The following is a 15,516-nucleotide window of genomic DNA, read 5'->3' as shown; positions in this document are numbered from 1 at the left end:
CCCAGCGCCGGGGAGATTGCAAATCTGTAACCCGGGTGCGCGCTCTCCAGGCAGGGTTCGGCTGGTTCTTGCTGCCATGCGGAAAAATCCCCGTGATCGCGACGGGGCCGCCTTGGAAGTCGGCGTAAAACCCGTCAGGAGGAGCCCACGGCAGCACGCGATTCGAGTCGTGGCGGTTGTCACTAGCACCGGGAGGCGCCCACGGACTCCGGGTCACCCTCCGACACGCGGAGCCATGTAAAGAAGGCTGCTGAATGCATCACAAGGGCAAAAAAAAACGCCCGCACGAAGCGGGCGTTAAGTTATTGAGGCAGGTTTCATACAGGCAAGAAACCTATCGAGCAGTGACCCCTTTATAAGCGTTTCCGAGTGTCCGTCCAAGCTAAAAGTTTGAAATGACGTGAATCCGTCGTTAGCTTGGGGATCAAGAAAATAAGGCCAGAGCGGAATTGTTGCCATTATGGGGTATGTTTTTTTCCGCCGCGCGCGCGCGGCTGCACTCGGATTCGCCCTCGCGGCCGGGAACCTTGGCATGGGAGTCGCCGTCACGGCTGAACCCAGCCATGGCATAGCTATGTACGGCGCGCCCGCGCTCCCACCCGATTTTGTGTCCCTGCCTTACGCCAATCCCGATGCGCCCAAGGGCGGACGGGCCGTGTTCGGCAATACCGGCGGCTTCGACACGCTGAACTCCTTTACTACTAAAGGTACACCCCCCTGGCAGTTGCGCTTCCTTGCCTACGAGTCCCTGATGGACCGTTCGCTGGACGAGCCCTTCACCCTCTACGGCCTGCTCGCCGAATCGGTCGAGACCGCGCCCGACCGCAGCTGGGTGGAATTCACCCTCCGCCCCGAGGCCAGGTTCTCGGATGGCAGCCCCGTGACGGTCGATGACGTGATCTGGTCCTACCGCACGCTCGGCACCGAAGGGCACCTGCGCTACCGGGGCTTCTGGAGCCAGGTCGACAGCATCGAGCAGACCGGCGACCGGACGGTCCGGCTGACCTTCAACAGCGACAACCGCGAACTGGCCCTTCTGGCCGGGATGCGCCCGATCCTGAAAAAGGCCCAGTGGGAGGGCAAGGATTTCGCCAATGCGCCCCTGCCCGAAATTCCCATCGGCACGGCGCCCTACGTGGTGACCGCCTACGAGGCCGGGCGCACCGTGACCCTGACCCGCAACCCGGACTACTGGGGCAACGACCTGCCCTTCCGCCGCGGCACCATGAACTTCGACGAGATCAAGCTCGAGTTCTTCGGCGACGACACGGTCCTGTTCGAAGCCTTCAAAGGCGGCATCCTCAGTGCCGTCCGCGAAACCAATGCCGAAACGTGGAACAGCCAGTACAATTTCCCCGCGGTAATGCGCGGCGATATCGTGAAGTCCGAGATCCAGCACCAGCGCCCTGCCGCCATGACCGGCTTCGTGATGAACAGCCGACGTCCGCCGCTGGACGACTGGCGCGTGCGGCAGGCGCTGCTCGAAGCCTTCAACTACGAGTTCATCAACGAGACCTTCACCGGTGGCCACCAGCCCCGGAGCGAGAGCTACTTCGACAACTCACCGCTCGCCATGCAGCCAGGACCGGCCGAGGGGCGCGTGCGCGAGATGCTGATGCCCTACGAGGACATCCTGCTGCCCGGTGCTCTGGAGGGCTACGCCATGCCCGTGGGCAACGGCACCGAACGCAACCGCGACAACCTGCGCAAGGCCGCTGACCTGCTGACCGAAGCGGGACTGTCGGTGAAGGATGGTGCCCGGATCGGGCCGGATGGCCGGCCCCTCGGCTTCACCGTCCTGCTGCGTCAGGGAGATACGCAGAACCAGTCGATCATCGACATCTATGCCAAGGCATTGTCCCGGCTGGGCATCTCCTTGCGGATCGACCGGGTGGACAATGCCCAATACGCCGCGCGGGAAGCCTCGCAAGATTTCGACATCACCGCCTTCCGCCGCGACCTCTCGCTCTCCCCCGGCAACGAACAGCGCCTCTACTGGGGCAGCGCCGCGGCCGACGAACCCGGCAGCCGCAACATGATGGGCGTGAAATCCCCGGCCGTGGACGGGCTGATCGACACGCTGCTGAACGCCCGAAGCCAGGAAGATTTCATTGCCGCCGCCCGCGCGCTGGACCGGGTGCTGACGACGGGTCGCTACGTAATCCCGCTCTGGCAGTACGGGCCGGACCGGATCGCGCATATCAAGGCCCTCAAGTACCCCGAGCACACGCCGCTCTATGGCGATATCCCGGGCTTCCTCCCCGAGGTCTGGTGGTACGATCCTGATTGACGAGAGATCGTTATTTCCATATTTCATGAAATATGGAAATAACGATTCCCGATAAACTCGCCGCTCTGGCCCACCCACGCCGTCTGGACGTGTTCCGCCTGCTGATGCGGCGTTATCCCGACGCCGTGCCGGCGGGCGAGATCACCGACGCGCTCGACATCAAGCCGTCGACCGCCTCGGTCTACCTGTCCGCGCTCAAGGCGGCTGACCTGATCACGCAGAGCCGCGAGGGCACCTCGCTGCGCTATGCCGCCGACCTCGACAGCCTGCGGGGCCTTTTCGGGACACTGCTTCAGGATTGCTGCCAGAACAGGCCGGACCTCTGCCTCCCGCAGGGTGGTCTTTCGGAGGAGAAGACGATGTCTGACAGGCCCATGAACGTGCTCTTCATCTGCACCGGCAACTCGGCCCGGTCGATCATGGCCGAGGCCATCCTGCGAACCGAGGGCGGCGCGCGCTTCAACGCCTATTCCGCCGGAACCCACCCCAGCAGTGCGCCGCACCCGTTCGTCGTCGAACTGCTCGACCACAAGGGCCATGACGTCTCTCAGCTCGCGTCCAAGTCCACCGAACTCTACCGGGAGCCGGGAACGCCGGAGTTCGACTTTGTCTTCACCGTCTGCGACCGTGCGGCGAACGAGGAATGCCCGGCATGGCCCGGCCAGCCCATCAGCGCGCATTGGGGCCAGCCCGACCCGGTCAAGGCAACAGGCACAGAGGCCCAGAAAAAGCTGGCGTTCCAGCAAGCCTACGGGGTGCTGAAGAACCGGATCTCGGCCTTCGTGAACCTGCCGTGGGAAACGCTGGACCGCATTTCGCTGCAACACCGGCTGGACGACATCGGCCGCACCGGGGCCAAGTGACGCCCCCGCCGCAATCAATCGTCATACCGCTGATCTATCGAGGGTGCGCAACGCCCGCCCTGACTGCAAAGGTTTTACCCGATGAACATCCTCGTGCTCTGCACCGGAAACTCCGCCCGCTCGATCCTGCTCGAGTCGCTGCTCAACACCCGGGGCAAGGGACGGGTCACCGCCTACTCGGCGGGCTCGCAACCCGCTGGCAAGGTGCACCGGCAATCCATCGCCCTGCTGAACGCCGAGGGCCACGACGTCTCGGCGGCACGCTCCAAGAGCTGGGATGAATTCGCCGCACCCGGCGCACCGAAGATGGACGCGGTGATCACGGTCTGCGGGTCCGCCGCCGAGGAAACCTGCCCGATCTGGCCGGGCGTACCGGTTCGCGCGCACTGGGGCGTGGAAGATCCGGCCGCCGCGGCACCGCAGGATCAACCAGCCGCCTTCCGCGACGCCTACGAGATCCTGGGCCGCCGGGCCGACGCGTTCCTCGCGCTCGATATCGAGGGGCTGCCGCGCGCGGAGCTCGTCGCGGAACTCGACCGGATCGGAAAGATCGCATGATCGCGCGCAAGCTGGCCGCCGAAGCGCTCGGCACCGGGATGCTGCTGGTCGGCGTGATCGGGTCGGGAATAATGGGCGAAACCCTCGCACAGGGCAACACGGCGGTGGCCCTGCTGGCGAACGCGATCGCGACCGGCTGCATGCTCTTCGCGATCATCACCACCCTCGGGCCGATCTCGGGCGCCCACTTCAACCCGGCGGTGACCCTCGCCTTTGCCCTGCGCGGCGAGATCGACCGGAACAGCGCGCTGCTCTACGTGCTGGCGCAGGTGGCGGGCGGGCTGCTCGGGGTTTGGGCCACCCACCTGATGTTCGACCTTCCCATCCTGCAGCAATCGCAGACGATGCACCGCACCGGCCTTGCCCAGTGGTGGTCCGAGAGCCTGGCCACCTTCGGGCTGCTCTTCGTTATTTTCGGGGGGCTTAGATCGCGCCCCGAGGCCGTGCCGACCCTGGTCGCGCTCTACATCACCGGCGCCTACTGGTTCACTGCCTCGACCAGCTTTGCCAACCCGGCCGTCACGCTCGCGCGCGCCTTCTCCGACACCTTCGCCGGGATCTATCCCGCCCATGCGCCCATGTTCATCGTGGTGCAGCTCGCGACCGCCTGTATCGCCGTCCCGCTGCTGCGCAAACTGTTCGAGGAGACACCCGCCGGATGACACTGGCACGATTTCGCGCTGCGTCAAAACGTCGCATATATTAATTTCCGGGCAGGGATACCGTTAAACGTGCACCTTGGGGAAACGACGGTTCTGCCAAATGAACTGGTCCGACATCACGAACGACTGGCCGCGATGGTCCGTACGACTACGCAACAGGTTCCCGCGTCTGGAACCGGATTGCATGGTCCGGACCTGCCGCGACCGCTGTGACTTCGAAGCTTACCTGGCCCTCACCCACGACCTTTCCCTCACAGAAGCCCGCGAAGAGTTCGAGGATTTCCTTTATATCGAAACCCTTGCAGGCGAACTGCGCGAACCGGTTCAAGTCCGCCGCGCCTCCTGATCCCACTCAGACCAGTGACGTAACCCAGAGGATTGTCGCATCCTCGGGACTGACCGAGACCACGTTGTGCCCCATGGTCGCGTCGTAATAAGCGCTGTCGCCGCGCCGCATTTCGATCGGCTCGTAGAATTCGGTGTAGAGCGTGATGACCCCGGTCAGGACATAGAGGAATTCCTCGCCGTCGTGACGCACCCAGCCGTCGAACTCTTCCATACTGCGCGCCCGCACCCGGGCACGATAGGGCAGCATCTGTTTCTTGGTCAGGGTCTCGGCCAGCAGCGTATGTTCGTAGGTCGCCGTGGCCAGCGCCTGACCGTTCTCGGCCTTGGTCACCGCCATGCGCCCGTTGACCTGATCCTTCTGCGGCGGCGTGAACAGCTGCGGCACCGAGATCTGCAGGCCCGTCGCCAGCTTCTTCAAAGCCTCGTAGGTCGGCGACATCTGCCCGTTCTCGATCTTCGAGAGCGTCGAGCGCGCCAGCCCGGCCTGATTGGCCGCCTGTTCCAGTGTCCAGTCCCGTTCCTTGCGCAGCTCGCGCACACGCGCGCCCAGGTCAAGCGGTTCGCCGCTCGTTTCACCGCCCTTGGCATGGGCAATGCGGATCAGGGATTTCGGGTCGCGCTCGGTCATGATCAGCTTCTATAGGCGGCGCCAGACACGCTTGCAACGGCCACGGTGAGGCGCTAGCCACGGACCATGCTCTCGCTCTTCGATCAAGGCCCGCCGCCGCCCTGCCCCGCGCCCTTCAACCTGGCGGCGCACGTGCTGTCACAGGCGCCTGCGGCCCCGCAGAAGACCGCGCTTTCAGTGATCGCCACCGCGGGCTCTTCCGACTGGACCTACGCGCAACTCGAAGCGGCCGTGCGTGGCACCGGCACCGGCCTCCTCGAAGCCGGGCTGAACCCCGGCGATATCGTCCTGATGCGGCTGGGCAATACGGTGGACTTTCCCATCGCCTACCTCGGCGCCATCGCCGCCGGGATCGTGCCGGTGCCGACCTCCTCGCAGTTGACCGAACCCGAGACCGCCCGGATCATCGCGGAGCTCAAGCCCGCCGCCGTCCTGCGCGACCCTGAGGTCGCGAGCGCGCCGCACGACCGGACCATCGGCCTCGACGCGCTGCGCGCCATGCGGCTACTCGCCCCCTGCGACTATGCCCTCGGCGACCCGGAGCGCATGGCCTATGTGGTCTATACGTCGGGCACCTCGGGCAAGCCGCGCGCCGTCGCCCACGCACATCGCGCCATCTGGGCGCGCCAGATGATGATGCAGGGCTGGTACGGCCTGACGCCGGAGGACCGGTTGTGCCATGCGGGCGCCTTCAACTGGACCTACACGCTTGGCACCGGTCTGATGGATCCCTGGACCATGGGCGCCACCGCTTTGATCCCCGAGGCGGGCACCGATCCCTCTGCCCTGCCCGCCCTGCTGCGGGACCACGGGGCGACCATCTTCGCCGCTGCGCCGGGCGTTTTCCGCAAGCTGATGCAGGACAACGTGGCGCTCGATCTTCCCAATCTCCGACACGGGCTCGCCGCAGGGGAGAAGCTCTCGCCCAAGCTGCACGAAAGCTGGAAGGCCGCGACCGGCACCGAGCTTTACGAGGCCTACGGCATGTCGGAGTGTTCGACCTTCATTTCCTCCTGCCCGGAGCGCCCCGCGCGCGGCCATGCGCTCGGCCAGCCGCAGCAAGGCCGGCGCATCGCGATCCTCGGCCATGACGGCCAGCCCGTCGCGCAGGGCGAACCGGGTACCATCGCAGTACGCCGCGATGACCCCGGCCTGATGCTGGGCTACCTGAACGCCCCCGAGGACACCGCAGCGCGGATGCAGGGAGACTGGTTCCTGACCGGCGATCAGGGCGCTATGGCAATCGACGGACAGGTCACCTACCTCGGGCGCGATGACGACATGATGAACGCGGGTGGCTACCGGGTCTCTCCGGTCGAGGTGGAATCCGCGCTGACCGGCTACCCGGGGATTGAGCAGGTCGGCGTGACCGACGTGGAGATCAAGGAAGACGCGCGCATCATCGTGGCCTTCTACTCCGGACCTGCCGAACTGGACGAGGCCGCCCTCAAGGCCTATGCTGCCGAACGGCTTGCCCGTTACAAGCAACCCCGCGCCTATCGCCACCTTCCTGCGCTGCCGACCGGCGCCAACGGGAAACTGCTGCGCCGCGCGCTGAAACCCTATTTCGAAGGTCCCGCCGCATGACCGTGCAAACCGTCGCCCTCGACATCCTGTCCGACCCGATCTGCCCCTGGTGCTACATCGGCAAGACCCATCTGGAGAAGGCGCTGGCGCAGGTGCCGGACCATCCCTTCGTGATCCAGTGGCATCCGTTCCAGCTGAACCCCGAGATGCCCGAGGGAGGCATGGACCGTCGCGCCTACCTCGAGGCCAAGTTCGGCGGCCAGGAGGGCGCGGTCCGCGCCTATGCGCCGGTGGTGGAACATGCCAGGTCCGCCGGGCTCGAGATCAACTTCGAGGCGATGCAGCGTACGCCGAACACGCTGGACGCCCACCGGCTGATCCACTGGGCCGGGATCGAGCACAAGCAGCACGACGCGGTCGACGCCCTGTTCCGCGCCTATTTCGTCGAGGGCCGTGATATCGGTGACCACGAAGTGCTGGGCGATATCGCCGATGGCATCGGGCTGGACGCCTCGGTGATCCTGCGGCTTCTGGGCTCGGATGCGGACCGCCAGAACATCATCGACCGCGACGCCAGCGCCCGCGAGATGGGTGTGAACTCGGTGCCGACCTTCATCGTCGGGGGCAAGCACGCGGTGCCCGGCGCCCAGCCGCCGGAGCTGTGGCTGAAGGTCATCGAGGAACTCTCCCAGCAGCTCGACGCCTGACGTCCGCGCGCCCGGCGCGACGACCATTCCCGGCTTTCATTGCGCACCGCCCATTTCTTAACCTGTTCACAGGTCAGGAAGGGGTTTGTGCAAATTCACACATCTCTCTGTTAGCTTCACACCTTGGTCCCCCCTGACCTTCGTGTTACCGGCGGCGTGTAGAAGGATCCCCACATGACCAGTATCTCCCGCCCCGAGTTTATCGCCATGACCGCCATGATGATGGCGACGGTCGCCTTCTCGGTCGATGCCATGCTGCCGGCCCTGCCCGAAATCGCCGGCGAGCTGAGCCCGGACGCGATCAACCGCGCCCAGCTGGTTGTCACCGCCTTCGTGGCGGGCATGGGGCTGGGCACCTTCTTCGTGGGGCCGCTGTCAGACGCCTTCGGCCGCAAACCGGTGATCATTGCGGGCTGCGCCGTCTACGTCGTCGCGGCCTTCGTCTCGACGCTGGCCGACTCCCTCGACCTGCTGCTGCTGACCCGTTTCGCGCAGGGCCTCGGCGCCTCCGGTCCCCGTGTCGTCTCGATTGCCATCATGCGCGACCTGCATTCCGGGCGCACGATGGCGCGCATGCTCTCTATCGTGATGATGATCTTCGTGGTCTTCCCCGCCTTCGCGCCGCTGATCGGCACCGGCATCATCGCCGTCGCCGGGTGGCGGTCGATCTTCATCGCCTTCATCCTTTTCTCGGCCGTCTCGACGATCTGGATGACCATGCGCCTGCCCGAGCCGCTGCCTGCCGAGCGCCGCCGCCCCTTCCGCCTGCCGCTGATGCTGGATGCGGTGAAGGAGATGATGGGCATCCAGATGGTGCGCCTGTCGATCACGGTCCAGACGCTCTGCATGGCCATCATGTTTGCCATGATCTCCTCGGTGCAGCCGGTCTATGACCAGCTCTACCACCGGGCCGACGAGTTTCCCTTCTGGTTCGCCGCAGTCGCCGTGGTGACCGCCAGCGCCAGCTTCCTGAACGCCGCGCTGGTGATGCGTCTGGGCATGCGCAAGCTGGTCACATGGACCATCAGCTTCCAGCTGCTGGTCTCCGGCCTGATGATCATCGCCAGCCATTCGGACCTCTCCGATGCGGCCAGCTTCGGGCTCTTCGTGTTCTGGCAGGCCTCGGTCTTCTTCATGGTCGGCACCGCGCTTGGCAACCTGAACGCCCTCGCCATGGAACCGGTCGGGCACATCGCCGGCATGGCCGCCTCGGTGATCGGCGCGATCTCGACCGTGCTTGCGGCTGTCATCGCCTCGCCCATCGGGCTGATGTTCAACGGCACCATCCGGCCCCTCGCCGCGGGTATCTTCGTCTTTTCCCTGCTCGGGTTCCTGCTGATGCTGCGGATGCGGCGGCTGGAGCGGATCAAGACCGCGCCCGCCACCTAGACCTCGGGTTTGGCGTTTCGGATCGGTTGGGTTAGGATTTTTGCACGCCAATCTGGGAGATACGACATGGGCTATGGCTACGATCTGGGGACCTACAGCCTCGCAATCTCCACCCCCTCGCCAGAGGCACAGATCTGGTTCGATCGCGGGCTGAACTGGACCTACGGCTTCAACCACGAAGAGGCCGTCGCCTGCTATCGCAAGGCGCTGGAGCATGACCCCGACTGCGCCATGGCCTATTGGGGCATCGCCTATGCCGCGGGCCCGAACTACAACATGCCCTGGCATCTCTACGACGAACGGAGCCGCGCCGAAGCGCTGGCAACCGCCTTCGACGCCACGCAGGAAGCGCTCGCGCGGGTCGAGGGGCTGACGCCCCCCGAACAGGCGCTGATCCGCACTCTCACCGCGCGATACCCGCAACGCACGCTGATCGACGACATGGAGCCGTGGAATCGCGCCTATGTCGAGGTCATGCGCACCGCCCTCCGCGCGCACCCCGACCACATGGACATCCGCTCGGTCGCGGTCGAGGCGATGATGAACCTCACCCCTTGGCTGATGTGGGACCTGCCCAACGCCTGCCCGGCAGAGGGCGCCCTCACGCTCGAGGCGCAAGCCCTGCTGGAAGAGGCGCTGAACGGTCAGCCCGGTGCCATGAGCCACCCCGGCCTGCTGCACCTCTACGTGCACCTGATGGAGATGTCGCCCTTCCCCGAGAAGGCCCTGAAGGCTGCCGATGTGCTGCGCACCCTTGTGCCCGACGCCGGGCACCTCGTGCACATGCCCACCCATATCGACGTGCTCTGCGGCAACTACCACGACGTCGTTCACTGGAACGAGGCGGCGATCAAGGCAGACCTCAAGTACTACGAACGCGAGGGCGCGCTGAACTTCTACATGGGCTACCGCCTCCACGACTATCACTTCGTGATCTACGGCGCGCTGTTCCTCGGCCAGATGCAGCCCGCGCTCGACGCCGTACAGGGCATGTTCGACACGGTGCCGGAAGAGGCGCTCAGGATCGAGAGCCCGCCGATGGCGGATTACTTCGAGGCTTACATGGCGATGAAGCCCCATGTACTCGTCCGCTTCGGCCGCTGGCAGGAGTGCATCGACGCGCCTCTGCCCGAAGATCGCGGGCTCTGGAAGACGCTGACGGCCAACACGCTCTACGCGCGCGCCCTCGGTCATGCCGCGCTGGGACAGGTTGCCGAGGCCGAGGCCGCCGAGCAGGAGTTCCTGCAGGCCGCGGCCCTCGTGCCGGAAGCCCGTCTGCTGCACAACAATACCGTGCGCGATCTGCTGGAGGTCGCCAAGGCGATGTTGCGGGGCGAGATCGAGTACCGCAAGGCCAACTACGATGTCGCCTTCGCCGACCTGCGCCGCGCCGTCGCGCTGGAAGACAACCTGCCCTACGACGAACCCTGGGGCTGGATGCAGCCGGTGCGCCATGCCCTTGGCGCGCTGCTTTTCGAACAGGGGCACGTAGCAGAGGCGGAACAGGCCTACCGAGAGGATCTCGGGCTGGGCGGGCAACTGAGCCGCGCAACGGTGCACCCGGACAATGTGTGGAGCCTCAAGGGACTGCACGACTGCCTTCAGAAGAAGGGCGACAGCGAGGAACTGCGGCAGATCAAGCTGCGCCTCGACCTCGCGCTGGCCCGGGCCGACCGCGCTGTCGGCGCCTCCTGCTTTTGCGCGCAAGCCGCGATGAAGGCCTGCTGCGCCGCGAAATAGTCAGCGCACCCGCGCCAACCAGATCCGGCGGTCGACGGAACCTCGATTGTTCCCAAGACCGCCGCGTTTCTCTACACTCCCGCCCCAATTCGGACCCTGCGTATTTGAGAGGGTAAGGGAGTCGGGAATTTGACCACGGGCGAACAAACCCCATCCAAGAAGACCCAGATCCTGGAGGCCACGGCGACCCTGCTGAGCACCAAGGGCCTGCAAGCGCTATCCTTCGAGAACGTCGCGCTGGAGGCGGGACTGTCGCGGCAACTGGTCCGCTACTACTACGCCGATCTGGACTCGATGGTCTGCGATCTCTGCGACCACCTTGGCGGCAGCTACCGCGACACGCTGGTGGATGGCATCGTGAAGGTCGGCAAGGTCGAACGGCTGAAGTTCTTCCTCGATTTCTTCTTTGACCTTGCCGAGACCCATCCCATGCCGGTCAACCTCGAGACCTACGATGCGATGATCGCCTATTCCGTCGGTTGCCCCCAACTGAAGGAGCGGATGTGCGACCAGTACAAGATCCTCGGCCAGGTCATCGTCCACGAGCTCAAGATCGCCTACCCCGACCTCGGCAGCGCCGCCTGCGAGGAACTGTCCTTCATGTTCGTCTCGATGATGCACGCCCACTGGAGTTTCGTTGCAAGCCTCGGCCACACGCGCGATCACAGCAGGCTCGCCCGGCGCGCCTTCGACCGGTTGATCCAGTCCTATGTCGAGGATTCCTCCGACGTGCCCGTCATCGAGCGGCCCTGGGCGCGTTCCCGTTAGACCTGCGTTGTTTGAGAGGCGGTAGCGCACCCGTCGATTCGCTAATGCGACGCGGAATTCAGGCGTGAACCCGCCGAAACGGGCCGCTTCCCGATTTTTCGGAATGAAAAACTTACCGTCCTGTCATCCGTGAATTTGCACTGACTGCCCAAGGTCAGCTCGGATTTTCCCGGCCGGGTGAACGGGCCACTCCGGCTTTCCCGTTCCGCGTGTTTGCGCGCCGAAAACCGGCGAACGCCAGCGTTGACAGGACGGTGGCGCCGCCGGTTTGCTGCCCCAGCACGCTATTTTCATGACGATATTTTTTCGAGGGGGATCACCAAGATGTACGGAAGTCACCTTGCGTCCACCATGGTGCAATCGCTGTCGGCTGCCGCGGGGAGTGTCGTGGCAGCCGACAGAATTACATTTGAAGACAATGCTTTCGCCGAAACGCCCAGCCCGGTGGCCCCGGTACCACCGTCAATCCCGTCCCGGCTGCCGTTTGCGGTTCCGGATCGGTCGGTTGCGGCGCGCAGGCGGTCCTAGGGCGCAAGCCCGTCTCCGGCGCGTGTTGTGAGTGCGCGCGCCGGAGAGACTTTCTCAGCCCTTCGCCTTCTTGGCTTCCACGACCTTCTCGGCCAGGTCCCGCGCGATGGCAAAGGCCCCCTTGATCTTGTCGCCGTCGTTCTTCCAGTCGCGCCGCACCACGATCTTGTTGTCCTTGACCTTGGCGAGGCCCTTCTGGTCCTGGATGAACTCCACCAGCCCCTGCGGATTGGCGAACTTGTCGTTGTGAAACTGGATCGTCGCGCCCTTGGGCCCGCCGTCGAGCTTGGAGATCCCGGCGCGTTTGCACATGGCCTTGATCCGCACCACCAACAACAGCGTGTTCACCTCGCGTGGCAGCTTGCCGAACCGGTCGATCAGCTCGGCGGCGAACCCTTCCAGTTCCACCTTGGTCGAAAGCGACGAGAGGCGCCGATAGAGCCCCAGACGCACGTCGAGGTCGGGCACGTACTCCTCGGGGATCAGCACCGGTACGCCCAGATTGATCTGCGGCGCCCACTGGTCGTCCACCTCGGCCAGCCCGTCCATTTCCCCGGCCCGGATCTTGGCAATCGCCTCCTCCAGCATCGACTGGTACAGCTCGTAGCCCACGTCGCGCATCTGGCCCGACTGTTCCTCGCCCAGCAGGTTGCCCGCACCGCGAATGTCGAGGTCCTGGCTGGCGAGCGTAAACCCGGCCCCCAGCGTATCGAGCGAGCCCAGCACGCGAAGCCGCTTCTCGGCGGTGTCGGTCAGCTTGGCACGCGGCTTGGTGGTCAGGTAGGCATAGGCGCGGGTCTTGGACCTGCCCACGCGCCCCCGGATCTGGTAGAGTTGCGCCAGCCCGAACATGTCCGCCCGGTGCACCACCATCGTGTTGGCGGTCGGGATATCGAGGCCCGACTCCACGATGGTCGTCGCCAGCAGCACGTCGTACTTGCCGTCGTAAAAGGCATTCATCCGGTCATCGAGTTCGCCCGGCGCCATCTGCCCATGCGCAATGACGTAGGTCAGTTCCGGCAGTTGCTCCTTCAGGAACTCCTCGATCTCCGGGAGATCGGTGATGCGCGGCACCACGTAGAAGCTTTGCCCGCCGCGATAGTGCTCGCGCAGCAGCGCCTCGCGGATGGTCACCGCATCGAACTCGCTCACGTAGGTGCGGATCGCCAGCCGGTCGACCGGCGGTGTCCCGATGATCGACAGGTCCCGCACGCCCGAGAGCGACAGCTGCAGCGTCCGCGGGATCGGCGTCGCCGTCAGCGTCAAAACGTGAATGTCCGAGCGCAGCTGTTTCAGCCGCTCCTTGTGTGACACCCCGAAATGCTGCTCCTCGTCGATGATCAGCAGACCGAGGTTCTTGAACCGGATGCCCTTGGCCAGCAGCGCGTGGGTGCCGATCACGATATCCACCTCGCCGCGCGAGACCCCGTCGCGCGTCTGCTGCGCATCCTTCGCGCTCACGAAACGGCTCAACTGGCGCACGTTCACCGGGAACCCACGGAAGCGCTCGGCAAAGCTCGCATAGTGCTGCCGCGCCAGCAACGTGGTCGGCGCGATGACGGCAACCTGCACGCCCGACATGGCGGCGACAAAGGCCGCCCGCATGGCGACCTCTGTCTTGCCAAAGCCGACGTCGCCGCAAATCAGCCGGTCCATCGGATTGCCCGAGGCCATGTCGCCCAGCACGTCACCGATGGCCCGAAGCTGGTCCTCTGTCTCCTCGTAGGGGAAGCGGGCCGAGAAGGCCTCCCAGGCATGGTGCTCGGCCTCCAGGACCGGCGCCGTGCGCAGCGCCCGTTCGGCCGCGACCCGGATCAGCCGGTCCGCCATCTCGCGGATACGTTCCTTCAGCCGCGCCTTCTTGGCCTGCCATGCCCCGCCGCCGAGCCGGTCCAGCAGCCCCTCGTCGTGGCCGTACTTCGACAACAGTTCGATGTTCTCGACCGGCAGGTACAGCCGCGCGTCCTCGGCGTATTCCAGCAGCAAGCATTCATGCGCCGCACCCGCTGCGGTGATCACCTCCAGCCCCTTATACCGCCCGATCCCGTGATCGACGTGCACCACGAGGTCGCCGGGCGACAGCGACTGAGCCTCGGTCAGGAAGTTCTCGGCCTTGCGCTTCTTCTTGGTCGACCGGATCAGCCGGTCGCCCAGCACATCCTGCTCCGAGATCACCGTCAATCCCGGCGTCTCGAAGCCATGCTCCAGCGCCCAGACCGCGAGGTGCAGACCGCGCTTGCCGATCCGCGTGCCGTTGGAAATCTCGATGGTCTCGGCCAGACCCTCATCCTCGATCAACCCCGAAAGCCGCTCGCGCGCGCCCTCGGAATAGGAGGCCACCACCACCGGTCCGGCTTCGAGTCGTTTGCGAACATGATCCGCCAAGGCACCGAAAAGGCTGATGCTTTCCTGCTGTCTCTCGGGCGAGAAATTGCGCCCGATGCGCCCGCCCGCGTCGATCACGCCGGGACCCGACGCCTGCGCCAGCGGATGGAACTTCAGGATGCGGTGATCCCACACCGCCTTGTCCCACGCGGCCTCGTCGAGGTACAACAGCCCCGGAGGCGCCGGCTTGTAGACGCTGTCCAGCCGCGACTTCTGCGCCATCGCCAGCCGCCGCGTCTCGTACTGGTCCGCAACGCTCTCCCACCGGGCCAGCCGCGTCGGCGTGGTCTGGTCGTCCTGCGTGATCGTCGCGCCCGGCAGATAGTCGAACAGCGTCTCCAGCTTCTCGTGGAAGAACGGCAACCAGTGCTCGATGCCCTGATGCTTGCGCCCGGCACTGACCGCCTCATACAGCGGATCGTCGGTGCCCGCCGCGCCGAACTCGATACGATAGGTCTGGCGGAAGCGGGTGATCGCAGCCTCGTCGAGGATCACCTCCGAGACCGGCGCCAGTTCCACCACTTCCAGCTTTTCCGTCGTCCGCTGGGTTGCCGGATCGAACCGCCGCGCGCCATCCAGCACGTCCCCGAACAGGTCGAGACGCACCGGCCCGCTCTCGCCCGGCGGATAGATGTCGATGATGCCGCCCCGGATCGCATAGTCGCCCGGCTCCATCACCGTCGGGCTCTGGGTAAAGCCCATGCGGACGAGGAAGTTGCGCAGCGCCTCCTCGTCGACCCGATGCCCCACCCGCGCGCTGAAGGCCGCCTCGCGCAGAACCTCGCGCGCCGGCACTCGCTGGGTTGCCGCGTTCAGCGTGGTCAGCAGCACGAACCGCTTGGGCATGGTGTGCACCAGCGCCGCCAGCGTCGCCATCCGCGCCGCCGAGATATCTGCGTTGGGCGATACGCGGTCGTAGGGCAGGCAATCCCAGGCGGGGAAGGTCAGCACCGGCATGTCGGGCGCAAAGAAGGCCAGCGCCGCGGCCATCGCCGCCATCCGCTTGTCATCGCGCGCGATATGCAGCACGGGCGCCCCGCGCTTCTCGATCTCGTCGAGGATCAGCCGGGCGTCAAACCCCTCCGGGGCCCCGCCGACAGTGATGTGTTCCGGTGCCGTCATA

General features: G+C 65.4%; 12 protein-coding genes. 10 read left to right on the top strand and 2 right to left on the bottom strand.

The genetic code is table 11. The annotated features are described in order from the left end of the window. Window positions 1-532 precede the first annotated feature (532 nt). The 5 genes from DDT93_RS03280 to DDT93_RS03260 all read left to right on the top strand — a co-directional run bounded on the left by DDT93_RS03280 (window position 533) and on the right by DDT93_RS03260 (window position 4,719). Window positions 533-2,290 carry an extracellular solute-binding protein gene (locus DDT93_RS03280; protein ID WP_232825357.1) on the top strand — a complete coding sequence of 586 codons (1,758 nt, stop codon included), beginning with the start codon at window positions 533-535 and terminating at the stop codon, window positions 2,288-2,290. A gap of 32 nt (window positions 2,291-2,322) precedes the next feature. After that, window positions 2,323-3,153, top strand: a complete 831-nt coding sequence (locus DDT93_RS03275; protein ID WP_109464351.1) for an arsenate reductase/protein-tyrosine-phosphatase family protein — start codon at window positions 2,323-2,325, stop codon at window positions 3,151-3,153. 81 nt (window positions 3,154-3,234) lie between these two features. Continuing rightward, the gene (locus DDT93_RS03270; protein WP_109464350.1) at window positions 3,235-3,711 is read left to right on the top strand and encodes an arsenate reductase ArsC; all 477 of its coding nucleotides are present in this window, start codon (window positions 3,235-3,237) and stop codon (window positions 3,709-3,711) included. Further along, window positions 3,708-4,373, top strand: a complete 666-nt coding sequence (locus DDT93_RS03265; RefSeq protein WP_109464349.1) for an aquaporin — start codon at window positions 3,708-3,710, stop codon at window positions 4,371-4,373. Before DDT93_RS03270 ends, DDT93_RS03265 begins: the two co-directional genes overlap by 4 nt. Window positions 4,374-4,473: 100 nt before the next feature. Continuing rightward, on the top strand, window positions 4,474-4,719 hold the full coding sequence (locus tag DDT93_RS03260) for a hypothetical protein (protein ID WP_109464348.1): 246 nt from the start codon (window positions 4,474-4,476) through the stop codon (window positions 4,717-4,719). A 6-nt stretch (window positions 4,720-4,725) separates the two neighbouring features. On the opposite strand, the gene DDT93_RS03255 is transcribed toward DDT93_RS03260, so the two are convergent. Beyond that, window positions 4,726-5,349 carry a helix-turn-helix domain-containing protein gene (locus tag DDT93_RS03255; protein WP_109464347.1) on the bottom strand — a complete coding sequence of 208 codons (624 nt, stop codon included), beginning with the start codon at window positions 5,347-5,349 and terminating at the stop codon, window positions 4,726-4,728. Window positions 5,350-5,415: 66 nt separating this feature from the next. Here DDT93_RS03255 and DDT93_RS03250 point away from each other — a divergent pair, with 66 nt between their 5' ends. The 5 genes from DDT93_RS03250 to DDT93_RS03230 all read left to right on the top strand — a co-directional run bounded on the left by DDT93_RS03250 (window position 5,416) and on the right by DDT93_RS03230 (window position 11,480). Continuing rightward, window positions 5,416-6,936, top strand: coding sequence for a class I adenylate-forming enzyme family protein (locus DDT93_RS03250; RefSeq protein WP_109464346.1), 1,521 nt, complete (start codon window positions 5,416-5,418; stop codon window positions 6,934-6,936). Further along, the gene (locus tag DDT93_RS03245) at window positions 6,933-7,583 is read left to right on the top strand and encodes a DsbA family oxidoreductase (protein WP_109464345.1); all 651 of its coding nucleotides are present in this window, start codon (window positions 6,933-6,935) and stop codon (window positions 7,581-7,583) included. The genes DDT93_RS03250 and DDT93_RS03245 overlap by 4 nt, the downstream gene beginning before the upstream one ends. A gap of 174 nt (window positions 7,584-7,757) precedes the next feature. Further along, entirely contained in the window at window positions 7,758-8,972 is a 1,215-nt protein-coding gene (locus tag DDT93_RS03240; protein ID WP_109464344.1) for an MFS transporter, read from the top strand. A 66-nt stretch (window positions 8,973-9,038) separates the two neighbouring features. Further along, window positions 9,039-10,712: a tetratricopeptide repeat protein gene (locus DDT93_RS03235; RefSeq protein WP_109464343.1), complete on the top strand. Its 1,674-nt coding sequence runs from the start codon at window positions 9,039-9,041 to the stop codon at window positions 10,710-10,712. Window positions 10,713-10,841: 129 nt separating this feature from the next. Beyond that, window positions 10,842-11,480 (top strand): TetR/AcrR family transcriptional regulator, encoded by a 639-nt coding sequence (locus DDT93_RS03230; RefSeq protein ID WP_109464342.1) that lies wholly within the window; start codon window positions 10,842-10,844, stop codon window positions 11,478-11,480. 582 nt (window positions 11,481-12,062) lie between these two features. On the opposite strand, the gene mfd is transcribed toward DDT93_RS03230, so the two are convergent. After that, window positions 12,063-15,515, bottom strand: coding sequence for a transcription-repair coupling factor (gene mfd, locus DDT93_RS03225; protein ID WP_109464341.1), 3,453 nt, complete (start codon window positions 15,513-15,515; stop codon window positions 12,063-12,065). Window position 15,516 lies beyond the last annotated feature (1 nt).

It is taken from the genome of Albibacillus kandeliae (genome assembly GCF_003116585.1).
Classification (GTDB): Bacteria; Pseudomonadota; Alphaproteobacteria; order Rhodobacterales; family Rhodobacteraceae; genus Albibacillus; species Albibacillus kandeliae.
Note: the sequence above shows the minus strand (reverse complement) of the source record. Positions and strands in the feature narration are given on the sequence as shown.

Bases quoted from the DNA above. Each gene is read 5' to 3' on its own strand.
- DDT93_RS03250 (WP_109464346.1), top strand. From the start codon at position 5,416: ATGCTCTCGCTCTTCGATCAAGGCCCGCCGCCGCCCTGCCCCGCGCCC.
- DDT93_RS03255 (WP_109464347.1), bottom strand. From the start codon at position 5,349: ATGACCGAGCGCGACCCGAAATCCCTGATCCGCATTGCCCATGCCAAG.
- DDT93_RS03260 (WP_109464348.1), top strand. From the start codon at position 4,474: ATGAACTGGTCCGACATCACGAACGACTGGCCGCGATGGTCCGTACGA.
- DDT93_RS03235 (WP_109464343.1), top strand. From the start codon at position 9,039: ATGGGCTATGGCTACGATCTGGGGACCTACAGCCTCGCAATCTCCACC.
- mfd (WP_109464341.1), bottom strand. From the start codon at position 15,515: ATGACGGCACCGGAACACATCACTGTCGGCGGGGCCCCGGAGGGGTTT.
- DDT93_RS03245 (WP_109464345.1), top strand. From the start codon at position 6,933: ATGACCGTGCAAACCGTCGCCCTCGACATCCTGTCCGACCCGATCTGC.
- DDT93_RS03280 (WP_232825357.1), top strand. From the start codon at position 533: ATGGGAGTCGCCGTCACGGCTGAACCCAGCCATGGCATAGCTATGTAC.
- DDT93_RS03270 (WP_109464350.1), top strand. From the start codon at position 3,235: ATGAACATCCTCGTGCTCTGCACCGGAAACTCCGCCCGCTCGATCCTG.
- DDT93_RS03240 (WP_109464344.1), top strand. From the start codon at position 7,758: ATGACCAGTATCTCCCGCCCCGAGTTTATCGCCATGACCGCCATGATG.
- DDT93_RS03275 (WP_109464351.1), top strand. From the start codon at position 2,323: ATGGAAATAACGATTCCCGATAAACTCGCCGCTCTGGCCCACCCACGC.
- DDT93_RS03265 (WP_109464349.1), top strand. From the start codon at position 3,708: ATGATCGCGCGCAAGCTGGCCGCCGAAGCGCTCGGCACCGGGATGCTG.